Origin of the sequence: Streptomyces genisteinicus (assembly GCF_014489615.1) — a bacterium.
In the GTDB taxonomy this organism is placed as follows: Bacteria; Actinomycetota; Actinomycetes; order Streptomycetales; family Streptomycetaceae; genus Streptomyces; species Streptomyces genisteinicus.
Genome location: NZ_CP060825.1, coordinates 4,272,272 through 4,289,617 on the forward strand (window position 1 = coordinate 4,272,272; position 17,346 = coordinate 4,289,617).

The window sequence follows — 17,346 nt, forward strand, 5'->3', positions numbered from 1 at the left end:
CCCACCGCCGTCGCCGCCCGCCCGGCCGCGGACCCCGGCGGCGCCGGAACCGCCACGCATTCCGGCAGCTACCCGGTACGCGCACGCCTGCCGCGCCGACCGGGCCGGTGCTGGCGGAGCTGTCCGGCCGCCCCGCCCGGTGCCCGGCCCGCCCGCCACCGGCGGACCCGGCGGTCACCCGGTCGCCGGCCCGCCGAGCCCCCGGCGGTCGCCCCGTACCGCGCCGCCCGGGCCCGCGACCGGCTCCGGCTCACCGGGCCCGCGACCGGCTCGGGCTCCGGCTCACGCGGACGGCGGCTGCGCCAGCCAGTCGTCGACGCCGGCCAGCAGCTTGTCCCGGACGTCGTCCGGCGCCGCCGACCCCCGTACCGACTGCCGTGCCAGTTCGGCGAGTTCCTCGTCGGTGAAGCCGTGGTGCCGCCGGGCCAGCTCGTACTGGGCGGCGAGGCGCGAACCGAAGAGCAGCGGGTCGTCCGCGCCGAGCGCCATCGGGACCCCGGCGTCGAAGAGGGTCCGCAGGGGCACGTCCGCCGGCTTCTCGTAGACGCCGAGGGCGACGTTGGACGCCGGGCACACCTCGCAGGTGATCTGCCGCTCGGCGAGCTTGCGCAGCAGACGGGGGTCCTCCGCGGCGCGCACCCCGTGGCCGATCCGGGAGGCCCGCAGGTCGTCGAGGCAGTCGCGCACCGAGGCGGGCCCGGTGAGCTCGCCCCCGTGCGGGGCGGCCAGCAGCCCGCCCTCGCGGGCGATGGCGAAGGCGCGGTCGAAGTCGCGCGCCATGCCCCGCCGTTCGTCGTTGGAGAGCCCGAAGCCGACGATGCCGCGGTCGGCGTAGCGGACGGCGAGACGGGCCAGGGTCCGGGCGTCCAGCGGGTGCTTCATCCGGTTCGCGGCGACCAGCACCCGCATGCCCAGCCCGGTCTCCCGCGAGGCGGCGTCGACGGCGTCGAGGATGACCTCCAGCGCGGGGATGAGCCCGCCGAGCCGGGGCGCGTACGAGGTGGGGTCGACCTGGATCTCCAGCCAGCCCGAGCCGTCCCTGATGTCCTCCTCGGCGGCCTCCCGCACCAGCCGCACGATGTCCTCCGGCTCGCGCAGGCAGGAGCGGGCCATGTCGTACAGCCGCTGGAAGCGGAACCAGCCGCGCTCGTCGGTCGCGCGCAGCTTCGGCGGCTCCCCGCCGGTCAGCGCCTCCGGCAGGTGCACGCCGTACTTGTCGGCGAGTTCGAGCAGGGTGGCGGGGCGCATCGACCCGGTGAAGTGCAGGTGCAGATGGGCCTTCGGCAGAAGCGAGAGATCGCGTACGTGCTCCATCAGGTGATCCTGCCTCAGTGCGGGCGGACGCGGCAGGGGGTTTCCCCGATCGGGCGCTTGCCCGAACGCACGACGCAACCGCCGCCGGGCCGCACACCGCACGGCGCGGTCGCGCGGAACCCCGGGAGCGCCCCGCGACGCGTCTGCCCTGCGGCGCGTCCGCGAAACGCGGGCGGACGCACGGGAACGCGCGCGGCACGGCGCCCGGGCGCGCCGCACGCAGCGCCCGCCCCCGGCCCGGCGGCCGACCTCCGCCGCCGTCCGGGAAGGCGGCGGCCCCCGTCCGGGAACGCGCGCGGCGCCCGCCCCGGGGACCGGGACGGGCGCCGCGCGTACGGGCAGGGCGGGTGCCTCAGGCCTTCGCCTCCGCGAGGAGCTTCTGGATCCGCGAGACGCCCTCGACCAGGTCGTCGTCGCCGAGCGCGTACGACAGGCGCAGGTAGCCGGGGGTGCCGAACGCCTCGCCCGGGACCACGGCCACCTCGACCTCGTCCAGGATCAGGGCGGCGAGCTCCACGGAGGTCTGCGGGCGCTTGCCGCGGATCTCCTTGCCGAGCAGGCCCTTCACCGACGGGTAGGCGTAGAACGCGCCCTCGGGGGTCGGGCAGACCACGCCGTCGATCTCGCTCAGCATCCGCACGATGGTCTGGCGGCGGCGGTCGAACGCCGTGCGCATCTCCTCGACGGCCTTCAGGTCGCCCGAAACGGCGGCCAGCGCGGCGACCTGCGCCACGTTGGAGACGTTGGAGGTGGCGTGCGACTGGAGGTTGGTCGCGGCCTTGACCACGTCCTTGGGGCCGATGATCCACCCCACGCGCCAGCCGGTCATCGCGTACGTCTTGGCGACGCCGTTGACCACGACGCACTTCTCGCGGAGCGCCGGCACCAGGGCGGGCAGCGAGGTGAACGTCGCGTCGCCGTAGACCAGGTGCTCGTAGATCTCGTCGGTCAGGACCCACAGGCCGTGCCCGGCGGCCCATTCGCCGATCGCGCGGGCGTCGGCCTCGCTGTAGACGGCGCCGGTCGGGTTGGACGGCGAGACGAAGAGGACGACCTTGGTCCGCTCGGTGCGCGCGGCCTCCAGCTGCTCGACCGAGACGCGGTACCCGGTGGTCTCGTCGGCGACGACCTCGACCGGCACGCCGCCCGCCAGCCGGATCGACTCGGGGTAGGTGGTCCAGTACGGGGCGGGGACGATGACCTCGTCGCCCGGGTCGAGGATCGCGGCGAACGCCTCGTAGATGGCCTGCTTGCCGCCGTTGGTCACCAGGATCTGGGCGGGGTCGACCTCGTACCCGGAGTCCCGGAGGGTCTTCTCGGCGATGGCCTTCTTCAGCTCGGGCAGACCGCCGGCCGGCGTGTAGCGGTGGTACTTCGGGTTGCGGCAGGCCTCGACGGCGGCCTCGACGATGTAGTCGGGCGTCGGGAAGTCGGGCTCACCCGCGCCGAAGCCGATCACCGGACGCCCGGCGGCCTTGAGGGCCTTGGCCTTGGCGTCGACGGCGAGGGTCGCGGACTCGGAGATCGCGCCGATGCGGGCGGAGACCCGGCGCTCGGTGGGAGGGGTTGCAGCGCTCATGCGGCCCATGCTCCCAGACGCCAAACCGGGGCGGCACACAGGTTTCGAGGAGCGGACAACACCGGTCAGAAGCGGACCGTCCCACCGCCGGAGCGGATCGTGTTCGACGCCGGGCCTGGGAGCACGTACACTCAACCGTCGTTGGCCTTCACCAGCCACATCCGTACCGGGCACCTAGTGCATCCGGCCGGATGCGGTAGGTTGGGGGGCACCACAAAGGGTCGTAGCTCAATTGGTAGAGCACTGGTCTCCAAAACCAGCGGTTGGGGGTTCAAGTCCCTCCGGCCCTGCTACACACACCTTCGCCAGGCTGTGTGCGCATGTACGTACTTCAATGCACCGCCGTGCGGCTCCACCGGGCGCGGCACGGCCGACCCGGGAATCAGGTGAGAGATCGTGACGGACGCCGTGGGCTCCATCGACATGCCTGATGCCGAGGACGAGTCGCGGGACAAGAAGCCCCGCAAGGGCGGCAAGCGCGGCAAGAAGGGCCCGTTCGGCCGTCTCGCCCTCTTCTACCGCCAGATCGTCGCCGAGCTGCGCAAGGTCGTCTGGCCGACCCGCAGCCAGCTGACGACGTACACCACAGTGGTGATTATCTTCGTCGTCGTCATGATCGGCCTCGTGACCGTGATTGACTTCGGTTTCCAGGAAGCAGTCAAGTACGTCTTCGGCTGATCCGCGGAGGGCGCCGTGAAACGGCGCCCCTTTCGCATGTTCCACCCATATGTATCCAGGAAGAAGCAGCCACCGTGTCTGACGCGAACCTGAACGACTCCGCCCGGTCCGGCGAGAGCTTCGAGTCCACCGAGGACGAGCTCGAGATCGTCGAGGCGGCAGACGCTGTGGATCCGGACGAGGCCGAGGCCGCCGACGACGCCGCGGGCGAGGCCGCCGAGGACGCAGCACTGCACGCCGAGGACGAGTCCTCCGAAGACGAGGACGACGAGTCCTCCGACGACGAGCCCGCCGGCGAGGACGACGAGGCCGCCGAGGCGGAGGCCGAGGACGAGCCCGCCGCCGAGCCCGAGGCCCCGGCCGACCCGATCGCCGCACTGCGTGACGAACTCCGCGGTCTGCCCGGCGAGTGGTACGTGATCCACACCTACGCGGGCTACGAGAAGCGCGTGAAGGCCAACCTGGAGCAGCGCGCCGTCTCGCTGAACGTCGAGGACTTCATCTACCAGGCCGAGGTCCCCGAGGAAGAGATCGTCCAGATCAAGAACGGCGAGCGCAAGAACGTCCGGCAGAACAAGCTGCCCGGTTACGTGCTCGTCCGCATGGACCTGACGAACGAGTCCTGGGGCGTCGTGCGCAACACGCCCGGTGTCACCGGCTTCGTGGGCAACGCCTACGACCCGTACCCGCTGACGCTGGACGAGATCGTCAAGATGCTCGCCCCGGAGGCCGAGGAGAAGGCCGCCCGCGAGGCCGCCGAGGCCGAGGGCAAGCCGGCTCCGGCCCGCAAGGTCGAGGTCCAGGTCCTGGACTTCGAGGTGGGCGACTCGGTCACCGTCACGGACGGTCCGTTCGCCACCCTCCAGGCCACGATCAACGAGATCAACGCCGACTCGAAGAAGGTCAAGGGCCTCGTCGAGATCTTCGGCCGCGAGACCCCGGTCGAGCTGAGCTTCGACCAGATCCAGAAGAACTGACCTTCTGGACACACGGCTTCCGAACAGGTCGGACCGCCCATTCCGGGCTGTCTGACCTGCTCGGTTTTTAGCCGCGCATGGATACCCGTTATCGTTGTGCGGTATGCCTCCATCCGGATGACCGGACGGAGTGCCGAAAACTCTCACTAGACCCGGAGAGAGCACATGCCTCCCAAGAAGAAGAAGGTCACGGGGCTTATCAAGCTCCAGATCCAGGCCGGTGCGGCCAACCCGGCTCCGCCGGTCGGTCCCGCCCTGGGTCAGCACGGCGTCAACATCATGGAGTTCTGCAAGGCCTACAACGCCGCGACCGAGTCGCAGCGTGGCATGGTCGTGCCGGTGGAGATCACGGTCTACGAGGACCGTTCCTTCACCTTCGTGACCAAGACTCCGCCGGCCGCCAAGCTGATCCTCAAGGCCGCGGGTGTGGACAAGGGCTCCGGCGAGCCGCACAAGACCAAGGTCGCCAAGCTGACGCGCGACCAGGTCCGTGACATCGCCACCACCAAGATGCCCGACCTGAACGCCAACGACCTGGACGCCGCCGAGAAGATCATCGCCGGCACCGCCCGTTCCATGGGCATCACGGTCGAGGGCTGACAGTCCCCGTAAGACCTCAGTGGTAGGGCCAGCGCCGGCCCGCACCACGACTCCACACCTGAGCCGTGCGGCCGAGCCGCATGGTGTTACTCCACAGGAGAAGAAGTGAAGCGCAGCAAGGCTCTCCGCGGCGCGGACGCCAAGGTCGACCGGGAGCGGAACTACGCCCCGCTCGAGGCCGTCCGTCTCGCCAAGGACACCGCCACCACCAAGTTCGACGGCACCGTCGAGGTCGCCTTCCGCCTGGGCGTCGACCCGCGCAAGGCCGACCAGATGGTCCGCGGCACCGTCAACCTTCCGCACGGCACCGGCAAGACCGCCCGGGTCCTGGTCTTCGCGACCGGTGACCGTGCTGCGGCCGCGGAAGCCGCGGGCGCCGACATCGTCGGCTCCGACGAACTGATCGACGAGATCTCCAAGGGCCAGCGCCTGAACGAGTTCGACGCGGTCGTCGCCACCCCGGACCTCATGGGCAAGGTCGGCCGCCTGGGCCGCGTGCTCGGTCCGCGTGGTCTGATGCCGAACCCGAAGACCGGCACCGTCACCATGGACGTCGCCAAGGCCGTCAACGAGATCAAGGGCGGCAAGATCGAGTTCCGCGTCGACAAGCACTCGAACCTGCACTTCATCATCGGCAAGGTCTCCTTCGACGAGACGAAGCTGGTCGAGAACTACGCGGCGGCGCTGGACGAGATCCTCCGTCTGAAGCCGTCCGCCGCCAAGGGCCGCTACATCAAGAAGGCGACCCTGACGACGACGATGGGCCCCGGCATCCCGCTGGACTCCAACCGCACCCGCAACCTCCTCGTCGAGGAGGACCCGGCCGCCGTCTGATCCCAGGACGGCAGTCGCGGGTCTCGCGTCTGAAGAACCGGCCCCCACCGCGCAGTTGAGCGGTGGGGGCCGGTTTCTCCTTTCTCTGCCGTGGTACCCGTGAGTTACGGTTGAAGAGTTCGCAAAGTGACGACCAGGGGTGGGGAAATGAGCAAGTCGGTCATGAGGCGCGCGGGTGTCGCGGTGACGGCCCTCGCGGTGATCGCCGGTGTCGCCGGCTGTCAGGGCGATGACAAGAAGGCCGCCGACGCGCCCGCGGCCAAGGCGAGGACGCAGGACCGCACGGCGGCCACGAAGGCCCTCACCGCGGCCTACGAGAAGACCTCCGAGGCCAAGTCCGCCAAGGTCCGCATGACGATGACGATGCCCGCCTCGATGGAGGGCGGCGGCGACTTCGAGATGACGGGCGTCATGGGCTGGGAGCCGACGCTCATGGACATGACGGTGAAGGGCGACGCGTTCCAGAGCGAGCCCGGCGACCCCGAGCAGATGCGCATGCTCATGGTCGACAACGTCATGTACATGGACATGGGCGCCGAGGCCGCCAAGGACATGGACGGCAAGCGCTGGATGAAGATGGACATCGGCGCCATCGCGGAGCAGTCCGGTGACAAGGAACTGCAGAAGCAGATGACCGGCGGCCTGGAGAACATGAACCAGGACCCGTCCCAGCAGCTCGCCGTCCTGCTCGACTCGCCCAACCTGAAGCACGTGGGCTCCGAGAAGGTCGGCGGCGTCGACACGGACCACTACAAGGGCTCGCTGACCGTCGCCGAGATGATCGACGCCAACGGATCCCTGGACGTGCTCTCCGACGAGGAGCGCAAGAGCTTCCTGGAGGGCGTCGAGAAGGCCGGTATCGAGGGCTACGACATCGAGGTCTGGGTCGACGGGGACGGCTACCCGGCGAAGATGAACGTCGGCATGGACAGCCCCGAGGGCGCCGTGACGATCGTCTCCGAGTACTCCGACTACGGCGCGAAGGCCACCGTGCAGACCCCGCCGGCCGGCGAGACCGTCGACCTGATGGAGATGCTCGGCGAGATCGGCGAGGGCCTGGGCGCCGCCGAGGACGCCCAGTCGGACTCGGCCGCTTCCTGACCCGCGGCTTCCGCAGCTTCCGCCGGTCCCACCGGCGGGAGTTGACCGGATTTGCCTGACGGGGATCCGTTCCCGTACTCTTCCACAGAAGCCAAAGACCGCTGGTCGTTGCCGTGCTCTCCTCCGAGGGTCCGGTGGCCGAAGGATCCGCTCAGAGCGGACGACCCGCGCAGGTGACTGTGGAAAGCTCCCGGACGGTTTTCGCCCAGGTCGAGCTACGCCCCGTGCGCCTGCGCCGGGGCGTTTCGTTTTGTTCAGCCCCTTCTGAGCGGTCCTCATCACCCGGAAGGAGGCCGACGCTCATGGCAAGGCCCGACAAGGCTGCCGCGGTAGCCGAGCTCGCGGAGCAGTTCCGCAGCTCGAACGCCGCTGTGCTGACCGAGTACCGGGGTCTCACCGTGGCGCAGCTCAAGACGCTGCGTCGTTCGCTCGGTGAGAACGCCCAGTACGCCGTGGTGAAGAACACGCTGACCAAGATTGCGGCCAATGAGGCCGGGATCACCTCGCTCGACGACCACTTCGCTGGTCCGACGGCGGTTGCCTTCATCACCGGTGACCCGGTGGAGTCGGCGAAGGGTCTTCGTGACTTCGCCAAGGACAACCCGAACCTGATCATCAAGGGCGGTGTCCTTGACGGCAAGGCGCTGTCCGCCGATGAGATCAAGAAGCTCGCGGACCTCGAGTCCCGCGAGGTTCTGCTCGCCAAGCTGGCGGGCGCCTTCAAGGGCAAGCAGACGCAGACTGCTCAGCTCTTCCAGGCGCTTCCCTCGAAGTTCGTCCGCACCGCGGAGGCGCTTCGTGCCAAGCAGGCCGAGCAGGGCGGTGCCGAGTAACTCGGCTCGCGCAATGATCCGCGCCGACCAGGAGCGGGTCGCAGCGGGCCGAAATGTACGCCCGCCTACATGTACACACGGCACCAGCCGAATGAGTGGAAGGACGCCATCATGGCGAAGCTGTCCCAGGACGACCTGCTCGCGCAGTTCGAAGAGATGACCCTCATCGAGCTCTCCGAGTTCGTGAAGGCCTTCGAGGAGAAGTTCGACGTCACCGCCGCCGCGGCCGTCGCCGCCGCCCCGGCCGGCCCCGCCGCCGCTGCCGAGGCCGTCGAGGAGCAGGACGAGTTCGACGTCATCCTCACCGGCGCCGGCGAGAAGAAGATCCAGGTCATCAAGGTCGTGCGTGAGCTGACCTCCCTCGGCCTGAAGGAGGCCAAGGACCTCGTCGACGGCACCCCGAAGCCGGTCCTCGAGAAGGTCGCCAAGGAGGCCGCGGAGAAGGCTGCCGAGTCCCTCAAGGCCGCCGGCGCCTCCGTCGAGGTCAAGTGACCTCACGAGTCCCCGTGACTCACTGAGCGTGCGCGTCGGGAGCCCGCCGGCTCCCGGTGTGTAACGCACGCACACCGAAGGGCGATCATCCAACCGGGTGGTCGCCCTTCGGCATGCCGGTGGGCGGGCGGCGGCTGCCTTGCTCTTCCCGCTGCGGGAGGTAGGGTGATCATGGCCGTTCGCGGAGTGAATCCGCAGGCAGACGCCCCTGCCGCGGTGGCCGGCAGGCGTCCCCGGGCGCCCGCTCGGGGGCAGGGGGCCTTGACGAACCGCACGCAGCGCGCAATTCTCAGGACGCGTCGCCACAACGATCCGGATCCGAGGCATGGATCGGCGACCGAACGGGCAGTATCGATGTGCGCCTCACGGCGCATAAGTTCGCGGAGTTGAGTAAGACGAAGGGTCTCGTGTCTTCCGAAAACCGGGACTGGACATCAGTGGGCCATGTGGCTACACTGACCCTTTGCGCTGCCTGTTAGCTGCCCCCTGCCCGTCACCAGGGGCATCTCCATACCTGAGCATCGACCGAAAACAAGCCCCGACCTGGGCCTTCTTTCGACGCACAGCATGGGACCGGTACGCGCGTAGTGAGTCCGAGCCCTCGGAAGGACCCCCTCTTGGCCGCCTCGCGCAACGCCTCGACCGCGAATACGAACAACGGCGCCAGCACTGCCCCGCTGCGCATCTCCTTTGCAAAGATCAAGGAGCCCCTCGAGGTTCCGAACCTCCTTGCGCTCCAGACCGAGAGCTTCGACTGGCTGCTCGGCAATGCCGCATGGAAGGCTCGTGTCGAGGCGGCTCTCGAAAGCGGACAGGACGTCCCCACGAAGTCCGGTCTGGAGGAGATCTTCGAGGAGATCTCCCCGATCGAGGACTTCTCCGGGTCGATGTCGCTGACCTTCCGCGACCACCGCTTCGAGCCCCCGAAGAACTCCATCGACGAGTGCAAGGAGCGCGACTTCACGTACGCCGCCCCGCTCTTCGTCACCGCCGAGTTCACGAACAACGAGACCGGCGAGATCAAGTCCCAGACGGTCTTCATGGGCGACTTCCCGCTCATGACCAACAAGGGCACCTTCGTCATCAACGGCACCGAGCGTGTCGTGGTGTCGCAGCTCGTGCGCTCGCCGGGCGTCTACTTCGACTCCTCCATCGACAAGACGTCCGACAAGGACATCTATACCGCCAAGATCATCCCCTCCCGGGGTGCCTGGCTGGAGATGGAGATCGACAAGCGCGACATGGTCGGTGTGCGCATCGACCGCAAGCGCAAGCAGTCCGTGACCGTCCTGCTCAAGGCGCTCGGCTGGACGACCGAGCAGATCCTCGAGGAGTTCGGCGAGTACGAGTCCATGCGCGCCACCCTGGAGAAGGACCACACCCAGGGCCAGGACGACGCGCTGCTCGACATCTACCGCAAGCTGCGCCCGGGCGAGCCGCCGACCCGCGAGGCCGCTCAGACGCTGCTCGAGAACCTCTACTTCAACCCGAAGCGCTACGACCTCGCGAAGGTCGGCCGCTACAAGGTGAACAAGAAGCTCGGCGCGAACGAGCCGCTGGACGCCGGCGTGCTCACCACCGACGACGTCATCGCCACCATCAAGTACCTGGTGAAGCTGCACGCCGGTGAGACCGAGACGGTCGGCGAGTCCGGCCGCTCGATCATGGTCGAGACGGACGACATCGACCACTTCGGCAACCGCCGCATCCGCAACGTCGGCGAGCTGATCCAGAACCAGGTCCGTACGGGTCTCGCCCGTATGGAGCGCGTCGTGCGCGAGCGCATGACCACCCAGGACGTCGAGGCGATCACGCCGCAGACCCTGATCAACATCCGGCCGGTCGTCGCCTCCATCAAGGAGTTCTTCGGCACCAGCCAGCTGTCCCAGTTCATGGACCAGAACAACCCGCTGTCGGGCCTGACGCACAAGCGTCGTCTCAACGCCCTCGGCCCGGGTGGTCTCTCCCGTGAGCGGGCCGGCTTCGAGGTCCGCGACGTGCACCCGTCGCACTACGGCCGCATGTGTCCGATCGAGACGCCCGAAGGCCCGAACATCGGTCTGATCGGTTCGCTCGCCTCGTACGGCCGGATCAACGCGTTCGGCTTCATCGAGACGCCGTACCGCAAGGTGGTCGACGGTGTCGTCGGCGACGAGGTCGACTACCTCACCGCCGACGAGGAGGACCGCTTCGTCATCGCGCAGGCCAACGCGCCGCTGACCGACGAGTTCCGGTTCGCCGAGTCCCGCGTGCTGGTCCGCCGCCGTGGCGGCGAGGTCGACTACGTGCCCGGCACGGACGTCGACTACATGGACGTCTCGCCGCGCCAGATGGTGTCGGTCGCGACCGCCATGATCCCGTTCCTCGAGCACGACGACGCCAACCGCGCCCTGATGGGCGCGAACATGATGAGGCAGGCCGTGCCGCTCATCAAGTCCGAGGCGCCGCTCGTGGGCACCGGCATGGAGTACCGCTGCGCCACCGACGCCGGCGACGTGCTCAAGGCCGAGAAGGACGGTGTGGTCCAGGAGGTCTCCGCGGACTACATCACCATCGCCAACGACGACGGCACGTACACCACGTACCGCCTGCACAAGTTCTCCCGCTCCAACCAGGGCACCTCGGTCAACCAGAAGGTCGTCGTCGACGAGGGCGACCGGATCATCGAGGGCCAGGTCCTCGCCGACGGTCCCGCCACGGAGAATGGCGAGATGGCGCTCGGCAAGAACCTGCTCGTGGCGTTCATGCCGTGGGAGGGCCACAACTACGAGGACGCGATCATCCTGTCGCAGCGCCTCGTGCAGGACGACGTCCTCTCCTCGATCCACATCGAGGAGCACGAGGTCGACGCCCGTGACACCAAGCTGGGCCCCGAGGAGATCACCCGGGACATCCCGAACGTCTCCGAGGAGGTCCTCGCCGACCTCGACGAGCGCGGCATCATCCGCATCGGTGCCGAGGTCGTCGCCGGCGACATCCTGGTCGGCAAGGTCACGCCCAAGGGCGAGACCGAGCTCACCCCGGAGGAGCGCCTGCTCCGCGCGATCTTCGGCGAGAAGGCGCGCGAGGTCCGCGACACCTCGCTGAAGGTGCCCCACGGCGAGACCGGCAAGGTCATCGGCGTGCGCGTCTTCGACCGCGAGGAGGGCGACGAGCTTCCCCCGGGCGTCAACCAGCTGGTCCGCGTCTACGTGGCCCAGAAGCGCAAGATCACCGACGGTGACAAGCTCGCCGGCCGTCACGGCAACAAGGGCGTCATCTCCAAGATCCTGCCGATCGAGGACATGCCGTTCCTGGAGGACGGCACCCCGGTCGACATCATCCTCAACCCGCTGGGTGTCCCGTCCCGCATGAACCCGGGACAGGTCCTGGAGATCCACCTCGGCTGGCTCGCCAGCCGCGGCTGGGACGTCTCCGGCCTCGCGGACGAGTGGGCGCAGCGTCTCCAGGCCATCGGCGCGGACGACGTCGCCGCCGGCACCAACGTCGCGACCCCGGTCTTCGACGGTGCCCGCGAGGACGAGCTGGCCGGCCTGCTCCAGCACACCATCCCGAACCGGGACGGCGAGCGCATGGTGCTCCCGACCGGCAAGGCGCGCCTGTTCGACGGCCGCTCCGGCGAGCCGTTCCCGGACCCGATCTCGGTCGGGTACATGTACATCCTCAAGCTCCACCACCTGGTCGACGACAAGCTCCACGCCCGTTCGACCGGTCCGTACTCGATGATCACCCAGCAGCCGCTGGGTGGTAAGGCCCAGTTCGGTGGCCAGCGATTCGGTGAGATGGAGGTGTGGGCGCTGGAGGCGTACGGCGCCGCCTACGCACTCCAGGAGCTGCTGACGATCAAGTCCGACGACGTGACCGGCCGCGTGAAGGTCTACGAGGCCATCGTCAAGGGCGAGAACATCCCCGAGCCCGGCATTCCCGAGTCCTTCAAGGTGCTCATCAAGGAAATGCAGTCGCTCTGCCTCAACGTGGAGGTGCTGTCCTCGGACGGCATGTCCATCGAGATGCGCGACACGGACGAGGACGTCTTCCGCGCCGCGGAGGAGCTCGGTATCGACCTGTCCCGGCGCGAGCCGAGCAGCGTCGAAGAGGTCTGACGGGCCCGGTGGGGGGCTTCCGAAAGGGAGCCCCCCACCGTCCCCGGGACCGTACAGACCACTGATACAGAGCCCTTTTCCGCTGACGCGGAGGGCACAACCCCGAAAGAGGGATTGACGAAAAAGTGCTCGACGTCAACTTCTTCGACGAGCTGCGGATCGGCCTGGCCACCGCGGACGACATCCGGACCTGGTCCCACGGCGAGGTCAAGAAGCCGGAGACCATCAACTACCGCACCCTGAAGCCGGAAAAGGACGGGCTCTTCTGCGAGAAGATCTTCGGTCCGACCCGGGACTGGGAGTGCTACTGCGGCAAGTACAAGCGTGTCCGCTTCAAGGGCATCATCTGTGAGCGCTGTGGCGTCGAGGTCACCCGCGCCAAGGTGCGCCGCGAGCGGATGGGCCACATCGAGCTGGCCGCTCCCGTCACCCACATCTGGTACTTCAAGGGCGTCCCGTCGCGCCTGGGATACCTGCTGGACCTGGCGCCGAAGGACCTCGAGAAGGTCATCTACTTCGCCGCCTACATGATCACGTTCGTCGACGACGAGCGCCGCACGCGCGACCTGCCGTCGCTGGAGGCCCACGTCTCCGTCGAGCGCCAGCAGATCGAGAACCGCCGCGACGCCGACCTCGAGGCCCGCGCCAAGAAGCTCGAGACCGACCTGGCCGAGCTGGAGGCCGAGGGCGCCAAGGCCGACGTGCGCCGCAAGGTGCGCGAGGGCGCCGAGCGCGAGATGAAGCAGCTGCGCGACCGCGCCCAGCGCGAGATCGACCGTCTCGACGAGGTGTGGAACCGCTTCAAGAACCTCAAGGTCCAGGACCTGGAGGGCGACGAGCTGCTCTACCGCGAGCTGCGCGACCGCTTCGGCACCTACTTCGACGGCTCGATGGGCGCCGCCGCGCTGCAGAAGCGCCTGGAGTCCTTCGACCTCGACGAGGAGGCCGAGCGCCTCCGCGAGATCATCCGCACCGGCAAGGGCCAGAAGAAGACCCGTGCGCTCAAGCGCCTCAAGGTCGTCTCCGCGTTCCTGCAGACCTCCAACAGCCCCAAGGGCATGGTGCTGGACTGCGTCCCGGTCATCCCGCCGGACCTGCGTCCGATGGTGCAGCTGGACGGTGGCCGCTTCGCGACCTCCGACCTGAACGACCTGTACCGCCGTGTCATCAACCGCAACAACCGCCTGAAGCGGCTTCTCGACCTCGGCGCGCCCGAGATCATCGTGAACAACGAGAAGCGCATGCTCCAGGAGGCGGTCGACGCCCTCTTCGACAACGGCCGCCGCGGCCGCCCGGTCACGGGCCCCGGCAACCGTCCGCTGAAGTCCCTGAGCGACATGCTCAAGGGCAAGCAGGGCCGTTTCCGTCAGAACCTGCTCGGCAAGCGAGTCGACTACTCGGCGCGTTCCGTCATCGTCGTCGGCCCGCAGCTCAAGCTGCACCAGTGCGGTCTGCCCAAGGCCATGGCGCTGGAGCTCTTCAAGCCGTTCGTGATGAAGCGCCTGGTCGACCTGAACCACGCGCAGAACATCAAGTCGGCCAAGCGCATGGTCGAGCGCGGCCGCACCGTGGTGTACGACGTCCTCGAAGAGGTCATCGCCGAGCACCCGGTGCTGCTGAACCGTGCGCCCACGCTGCACCGCCTCGGCATCCAGGCCTTCGAGCCGCAGCTGGTCGAGGGCAAGGCCATCCAGATCCACCCGCTCGTCTGCACCGCGTTCAACGCGGACTTCGACGGTGACCAGATGGCCGTGCACCTGCCGCTCTCCGCGGAGGCGCAGGCCGAGGCCCGCATCCTGATGCTGTCCTCCAACAACATCCTCAAGCCGGCCGACGGCCGTCCGGTCACCATGCCCACCCAGGACATGGTGCTCGGCCTCTTCTTCCTCACCACGGACGAGGAGGAGCGCGAGGTCATCGGCGAGGGCCGGTCCTTCGGCTCCACCGCCGAGGCGATCATGGCCTTCGACGCCCGCGAGCTCTCGCTCCAGGCGAAGGTCGACATCCGCTTCCCGGTGGGCACCATCCCGCCGCGCGGCTGGACCCCGCCGGCGCCCGAGGAGGGCGAGGAGAACACCTGGCAGCAGGGTGACAGCTTCCGGCTGAACACCACGCTGGGCCGTGCGCTCTTCAACGAGCTGCTGCCCGAGGACTACCCGTTCGTCGACTACTCGGTGGGCAAGAAGCAGCTCTCCGAGATCGTCAACGACCTGGCCGAGCGCTACCCCAAGGTCATCGTGGCGGCGACGCTCGACAACCTGAAGTCCTCCGGCTTCTTCTGGGCGACCCGTTCCGGTGTCACCGTGGCCATCTCCGACGTCGTCGTCCCCGAGGCGAAGAAGGAGATCGTCGCGGGCTACGAGGCGCAGGACGAGAAGGTCCAGAAGCAGTACGAGCGCGGTCTGATCACCAAGGACGAGCGCACCCAGGAGCTCATCGCGATCTGGACCAAGGCGACCAACGAGGTCGCCGAGGCGATGAACGCGAACTTCCCGAAGACCAACCCCATCTTCATGATGGTCAACTCGGGTGCTCGTGGAAACATGATGCAGATGCGTCAGATCGCCGGTATGCGCGGTCTGGTGTCGAACGCCAAGAACGAGACCATCCCGCGTCCGATCAAGGCGTCCTTCCGCGAGGGCCTGTCCGTGCTGGAGTACTTCATCTCCACGCACGGTGCCCGTAAGGGTCTGGCGGACACCGCCCTGCGTACCGCCGACTCGGGTTACCTGACCCGTCGTCTGGTGGACGTCTCGCAGGACGTCATCATCCGCGAGGAGGACTGCGGCACCGAACGCGGCCTCAAGCTGCGGATCGCCGAGCGCGGCGCCGACGGCGTGCTGCGCAAGGCGGAGGACGTCGAGACCTCCGTGTACGCGCGGATGCTCGCCGAGGACGTCGTCGTCGACGGCAAGGTCATCGCGCCGGCCAACGTCGACCTCGGTGACGTGCTCATCGACGCCGTGGTCGCCGCGGGCGTCGAGGAGGTCAAGACCCGCTCGGTCCTGACCTGCGAGTCGGCCGTCGGCACCTGTGCCTTCTGCTACGGCCGTTCGCTGGCCACCGGCAAGCTGGTCGACATCGGTGAGGCGGTCGGCATCATCGCCGCCCAGTCCATCGGTGAGCCCGGTACCCAGCTGACGATGCGTACCTTCCACACCGGTGGTGTGGCCGGTGACGACATCACCCAGGGTCTGCCGCGTGTCGTCGAGCTCTTCGAGGCCCGTACCCCGAAGGGTGTCGCCCCGATCTCCGAGGCCGCCGGCCGCGTGCGGATCGAGGAGACCGAGAAGACCAAGAAGATCGTCGTCACCCCGGACGACGGCAGCGACGAGACGGCCTACCCGATCTCGAAGCGCGCCAAGCTCAAGGTCCGCGAGGGCGACCACGTCCAGGTCGGCGAGCCGCTGGCCTTCGGTGCGACCAACCCGCACGACGTGCTGCGCATCCTCGGGCAGCGCGCGGTCCAGGTCCACCTGGTCGGCGAGGTCCAGAAGGTCTACAACTCGCAGGGTGTGTCGATCCACGACAAGCACATCGAGATCATCATCCGGCAGATGCTGCGCCGGGTGACGATCATCGAGTCCGGCGACGCGGAGCTGCTGCCGGGCGAGCTGGTCGAGCGTTCGCGCTTCGAGACCGAGAACCGTCGTGTGGTCACCGAGGGCGGTCACCCCGCCTCCGGCCGTCCGCAGCTGATGGGTATCACCAAGGCCTCGCTGGCGACCGAGTCGTGGCTGTCCGCGGCGTCCTTCCAGGAGACGACCAGGGTCCTGACCGACGCGGCGATCAACGCCAAGTCGGACTCCCTGATCGGCCTCAAGGAGAACGTCATCATCGGTAAGCTCATCCCGGCCGGTACGGGCCTGTCCCGCTACCGCAACATCCGGGTCGAGCCGACCGAGGAGGCCAAGGCCGCGATGTACTCGGCCGTCGGCTACGACGACATCGACTACTCGCCGTTCGGCACCGGCTCCGGCCAGGCCGTCCCGCTGGAGGACTACGACTACGGTCCGTACAACCAGTAAGGCGTGAGCCACGTCCGGAGGGCGGTCATCCCGTGGGGATGGCCGCCCTCCGGCGTTCCGGGCCTCGGAGGGGCGTCCGCCGGCCGCGGCGCCGGGGAAGGCGCACGACGTCCGTGCGCGGGACGGAGAGGGGCGGCGCCGGGCCCGCACGGGCCGTTCCCGGGGGAGCGGGGGCCGTAACCGTCCGCCGCTCGGTGCGCGAGGCCATTTGTTTTGACCGATGCGAGTGCGATAGGTACGCTCAGACCTTGTGCCTGGGGTGTGCCTGGGCTCGTGTGCGTGTCCTCAACCGCACCGCGAGTCCGAGACCGGCCACCGCAATCTGCGCCGTTTCCGCCTTGCGCGGAGGTTCGCAGTATTCGACACACCCGACCGCGTGGGTCGGCGACGTTCCAGGTTAGTTTCACGGACGGCACACAGAAACCGGAGAAGTAGTGCCTACGATCCAGCAGCTGGTCCGCAAGGGCCGGCAGGACAAGGTCGAGAAGAACAAGACGCCCGCACTCGAGGGTTCCCCTCAGCGCCGCGGCGTCTGCACGCGTGTGTTCACGACCACCCCGAAGAAGCCGAACTCGGCCCTCCGTAAGGTCGCGCGTGTGCGTCTGACCTCCGGTATCGAGGTCACGGCCTACATCCCGGGTGAGGGACACAACCTGCAGGAGCACTCCATCGTGCTCGTGCGTGGTGGCCGTGTGAAGGACCTGCCGGGTGTTCGCTACAAGATCATCCGCGGTTCGCTCGACACCCAGGGTGTCAAGAACCGCAAGCAGGCCCGCAGCCGCTACGGCGCCAAGAAGGAGAAGTAAG

12 protein-coding genes and 1 tRNA gene are annotated in these 17,346 nt (G+C 68.3%); 11 read left to right on the plus strand and 2 right to left on the minus strand.

The genetic code is table 11. The features are described from left to right. Positions 1–282 precede the first annotated feature (282 nt). Together IAG43_RS18630 and IAG43_RS18635 are read right to left on the minus strand one after the other, a co-directional pair. On the minus strand, positions 283–1,314 hold the full coding sequence (locus IAG43_RS18630; protein ID WP_187741857.1) for an adenosine deaminase: 1,032 nt from the start codon (positions 1,312–1,314) through the stop codon (positions 283–285). 352 nt (positions 1,315–1,666) lie between these two features. Beyond that, on the minus strand, positions 1,667–2,893 hold the full coding sequence (locus IAG43_RS18635) for a pyridoxal phosphate-dependent aminotransferase (protein WP_187741858.1): 1,227 nt from the start codon (positions 2,891–2,893) through the stop codon (positions 1,667–1,669). Positions 2,894–3,110: 217 nt separating this feature from the next. Here IAG43_RS18635 and IAG43_RS18640 point away from each other — a divergent pair. From IAG43_RS18640 to rpsL, 11 genes are all read left to right on the plus strand, one after another. Beyond that, a tRNA-Trp gene (locus tag IAG43_RS18640) sits at positions 3,111–3,183 on the plus strand. 106 nt (positions 3,184–3,289) lie between these two features. Continuing rightward, positions 3,290–3,571, plus strand: a complete 282-nt coding sequence (gene secE, locus IAG43_RS18645) for a preprotein translocase subunit SecE (protein WP_187741859.1) — start codon at positions 3,290–3,292, stop codon at positions 3,569–3,571. 74 nt (positions 3,572–3,645) lie between these two features. Next, positions 3,646–4,548 (plus strand): transcription termination/antitermination protein NusG, encoded by a 903-nt coding sequence (nusG, locus tag IAG43_RS18650; protein WP_187741860.1) that lies wholly within the window; start codon positions 3,646–3,648, stop codon positions 4,546–4,548. A 165-nt stretch (positions 4,549–4,713) separates the two neighbouring features. After that, positions 4,714–5,148, plus strand: a complete 435-nt coding sequence (gene rplK, locus IAG43_RS18655) for a 50S ribosomal protein L11 (protein ID WP_003956479.1) — start codon at positions 4,714–4,716, stop codon at positions 5,146–5,148. A 105-nt stretch (positions 5,149–5,253) separates the two neighbouring features. Beyond that, positions 5,254–5,982, plus strand: a complete 729-nt coding sequence (rplA, locus tag IAG43_RS18660; RefSeq protein ID WP_187741861.1) for a 50S ribosomal protein L1 — start codon at positions 5,254–5,256, stop codon at positions 5,980–5,982. 147 nt (positions 5,983–6,129) lie between these two features. Next, a complete protein-coding gene (locus IAG43_RS18665) occupies positions 6,130–7,083 on the plus strand; it encodes an SCO4651 family lipoprotein (RefSeq protein WP_187741862.1) in 954 nt (317 codons plus the stop codon). Between the two features lie 302 nt (positions 7,084–7,385). Further along, positions 7,386–7,916, plus strand: a complete 531-nt coding sequence (gene rplJ / locus IAG43_RS18670; protein ID WP_187741863.1) for a 50S ribosomal protein L10 — start codon at positions 7,386–7,388, stop codon at positions 7,914–7,916. 111 nt (positions 7,917–8,027) lie between these two features. Beyond that, a complete protein-coding gene (gene rplL, locus IAG43_RS18675) occupies positions 8,028–8,408 on the plus strand; it encodes a 50S ribosomal protein L7/L12 (RefSeq protein ID WP_187741864.1) in 381 nt (126 codons plus the stop codon). Positions 8,409–9,025: 617 nt separating this feature from the next. Then, positions 9,026–12,511: a DNA-directed RNA polymerase subunit beta gene (rpoB, locus tag IAG43_RS18680; RefSeq protein WP_187741865.1), complete on the plus strand. Its 3,486-nt coding sequence runs from the start codon at positions 9,026–9,028 to the stop codon at positions 12,509–12,511. A 125-nt stretch (positions 12,512–12,636) separates the two neighbouring features. Then, positions 12,637–16,539: a DNA-directed RNA polymerase subunit beta' gene (locus IAG43_RS18685; protein ID WP_187741866.1), complete on the plus strand. Its 3,903-nt coding sequence runs from the start codon at positions 12,637–12,639 to the stop codon at positions 16,537–16,539. A 434-nt stretch (positions 16,540–16,973) separates the two neighbouring features. Next, entirely contained in the window at positions 16,974–17,345 is a 372-nt protein-coding gene (rpsL, locus tag IAG43_RS18690) for a 30S ribosomal protein S12 (protein WP_003948652.1), read from the plus strand. The last annotated feature ends 1 nt before the right edge of the window (position 17,346 follow it).

Excerpts from the sequence above, each read along its gene's own strand:
- IAG43_RS18630 (WP_187741857.1), bottom strand. The coding sequence starts at position 1,314 with ATGGAGCACGTACGCGATCTCTCGCTTCTGCCGAAGGCCCATCTGCAC.
- IAG43_RS18635 (WP_187741858.1), bottom strand. The coding sequence starts at position 2,893 with ATGAGCGCTGCAACCCCTCCCACCGAGCGCCGGGTCTCCGCCCGCATC.
- rplK (WP_003956479.1), top strand. The coding sequence starts at position 4,714 with ATGCCTCCCAAGAAGAAGAAGGTCACGGGGCTTATCAAGCTCCAGATC.
- IAG43_RS18665 (WP_187741862.1), top strand. The coding sequence starts at position 6,130 with ATGAGCAAGTCGGTCATGAGGCGCGCGGGTGTCGCGGTGACGGCCCTC.
- rplJ (WP_187741863.1), top strand. The coding sequence starts at position 7,386 with ATGGCAAGGCCCGACAAGGCTGCCGCGGTAGCCGAGCTCGCGGAGCAG.
- rplL (WP_187741864.1), top strand. The coding sequence starts at position 8,028 with ATGGCGAAGCTGTCCCAGGACGACCTGCTCGCGCAGTTCGAAGAGATG.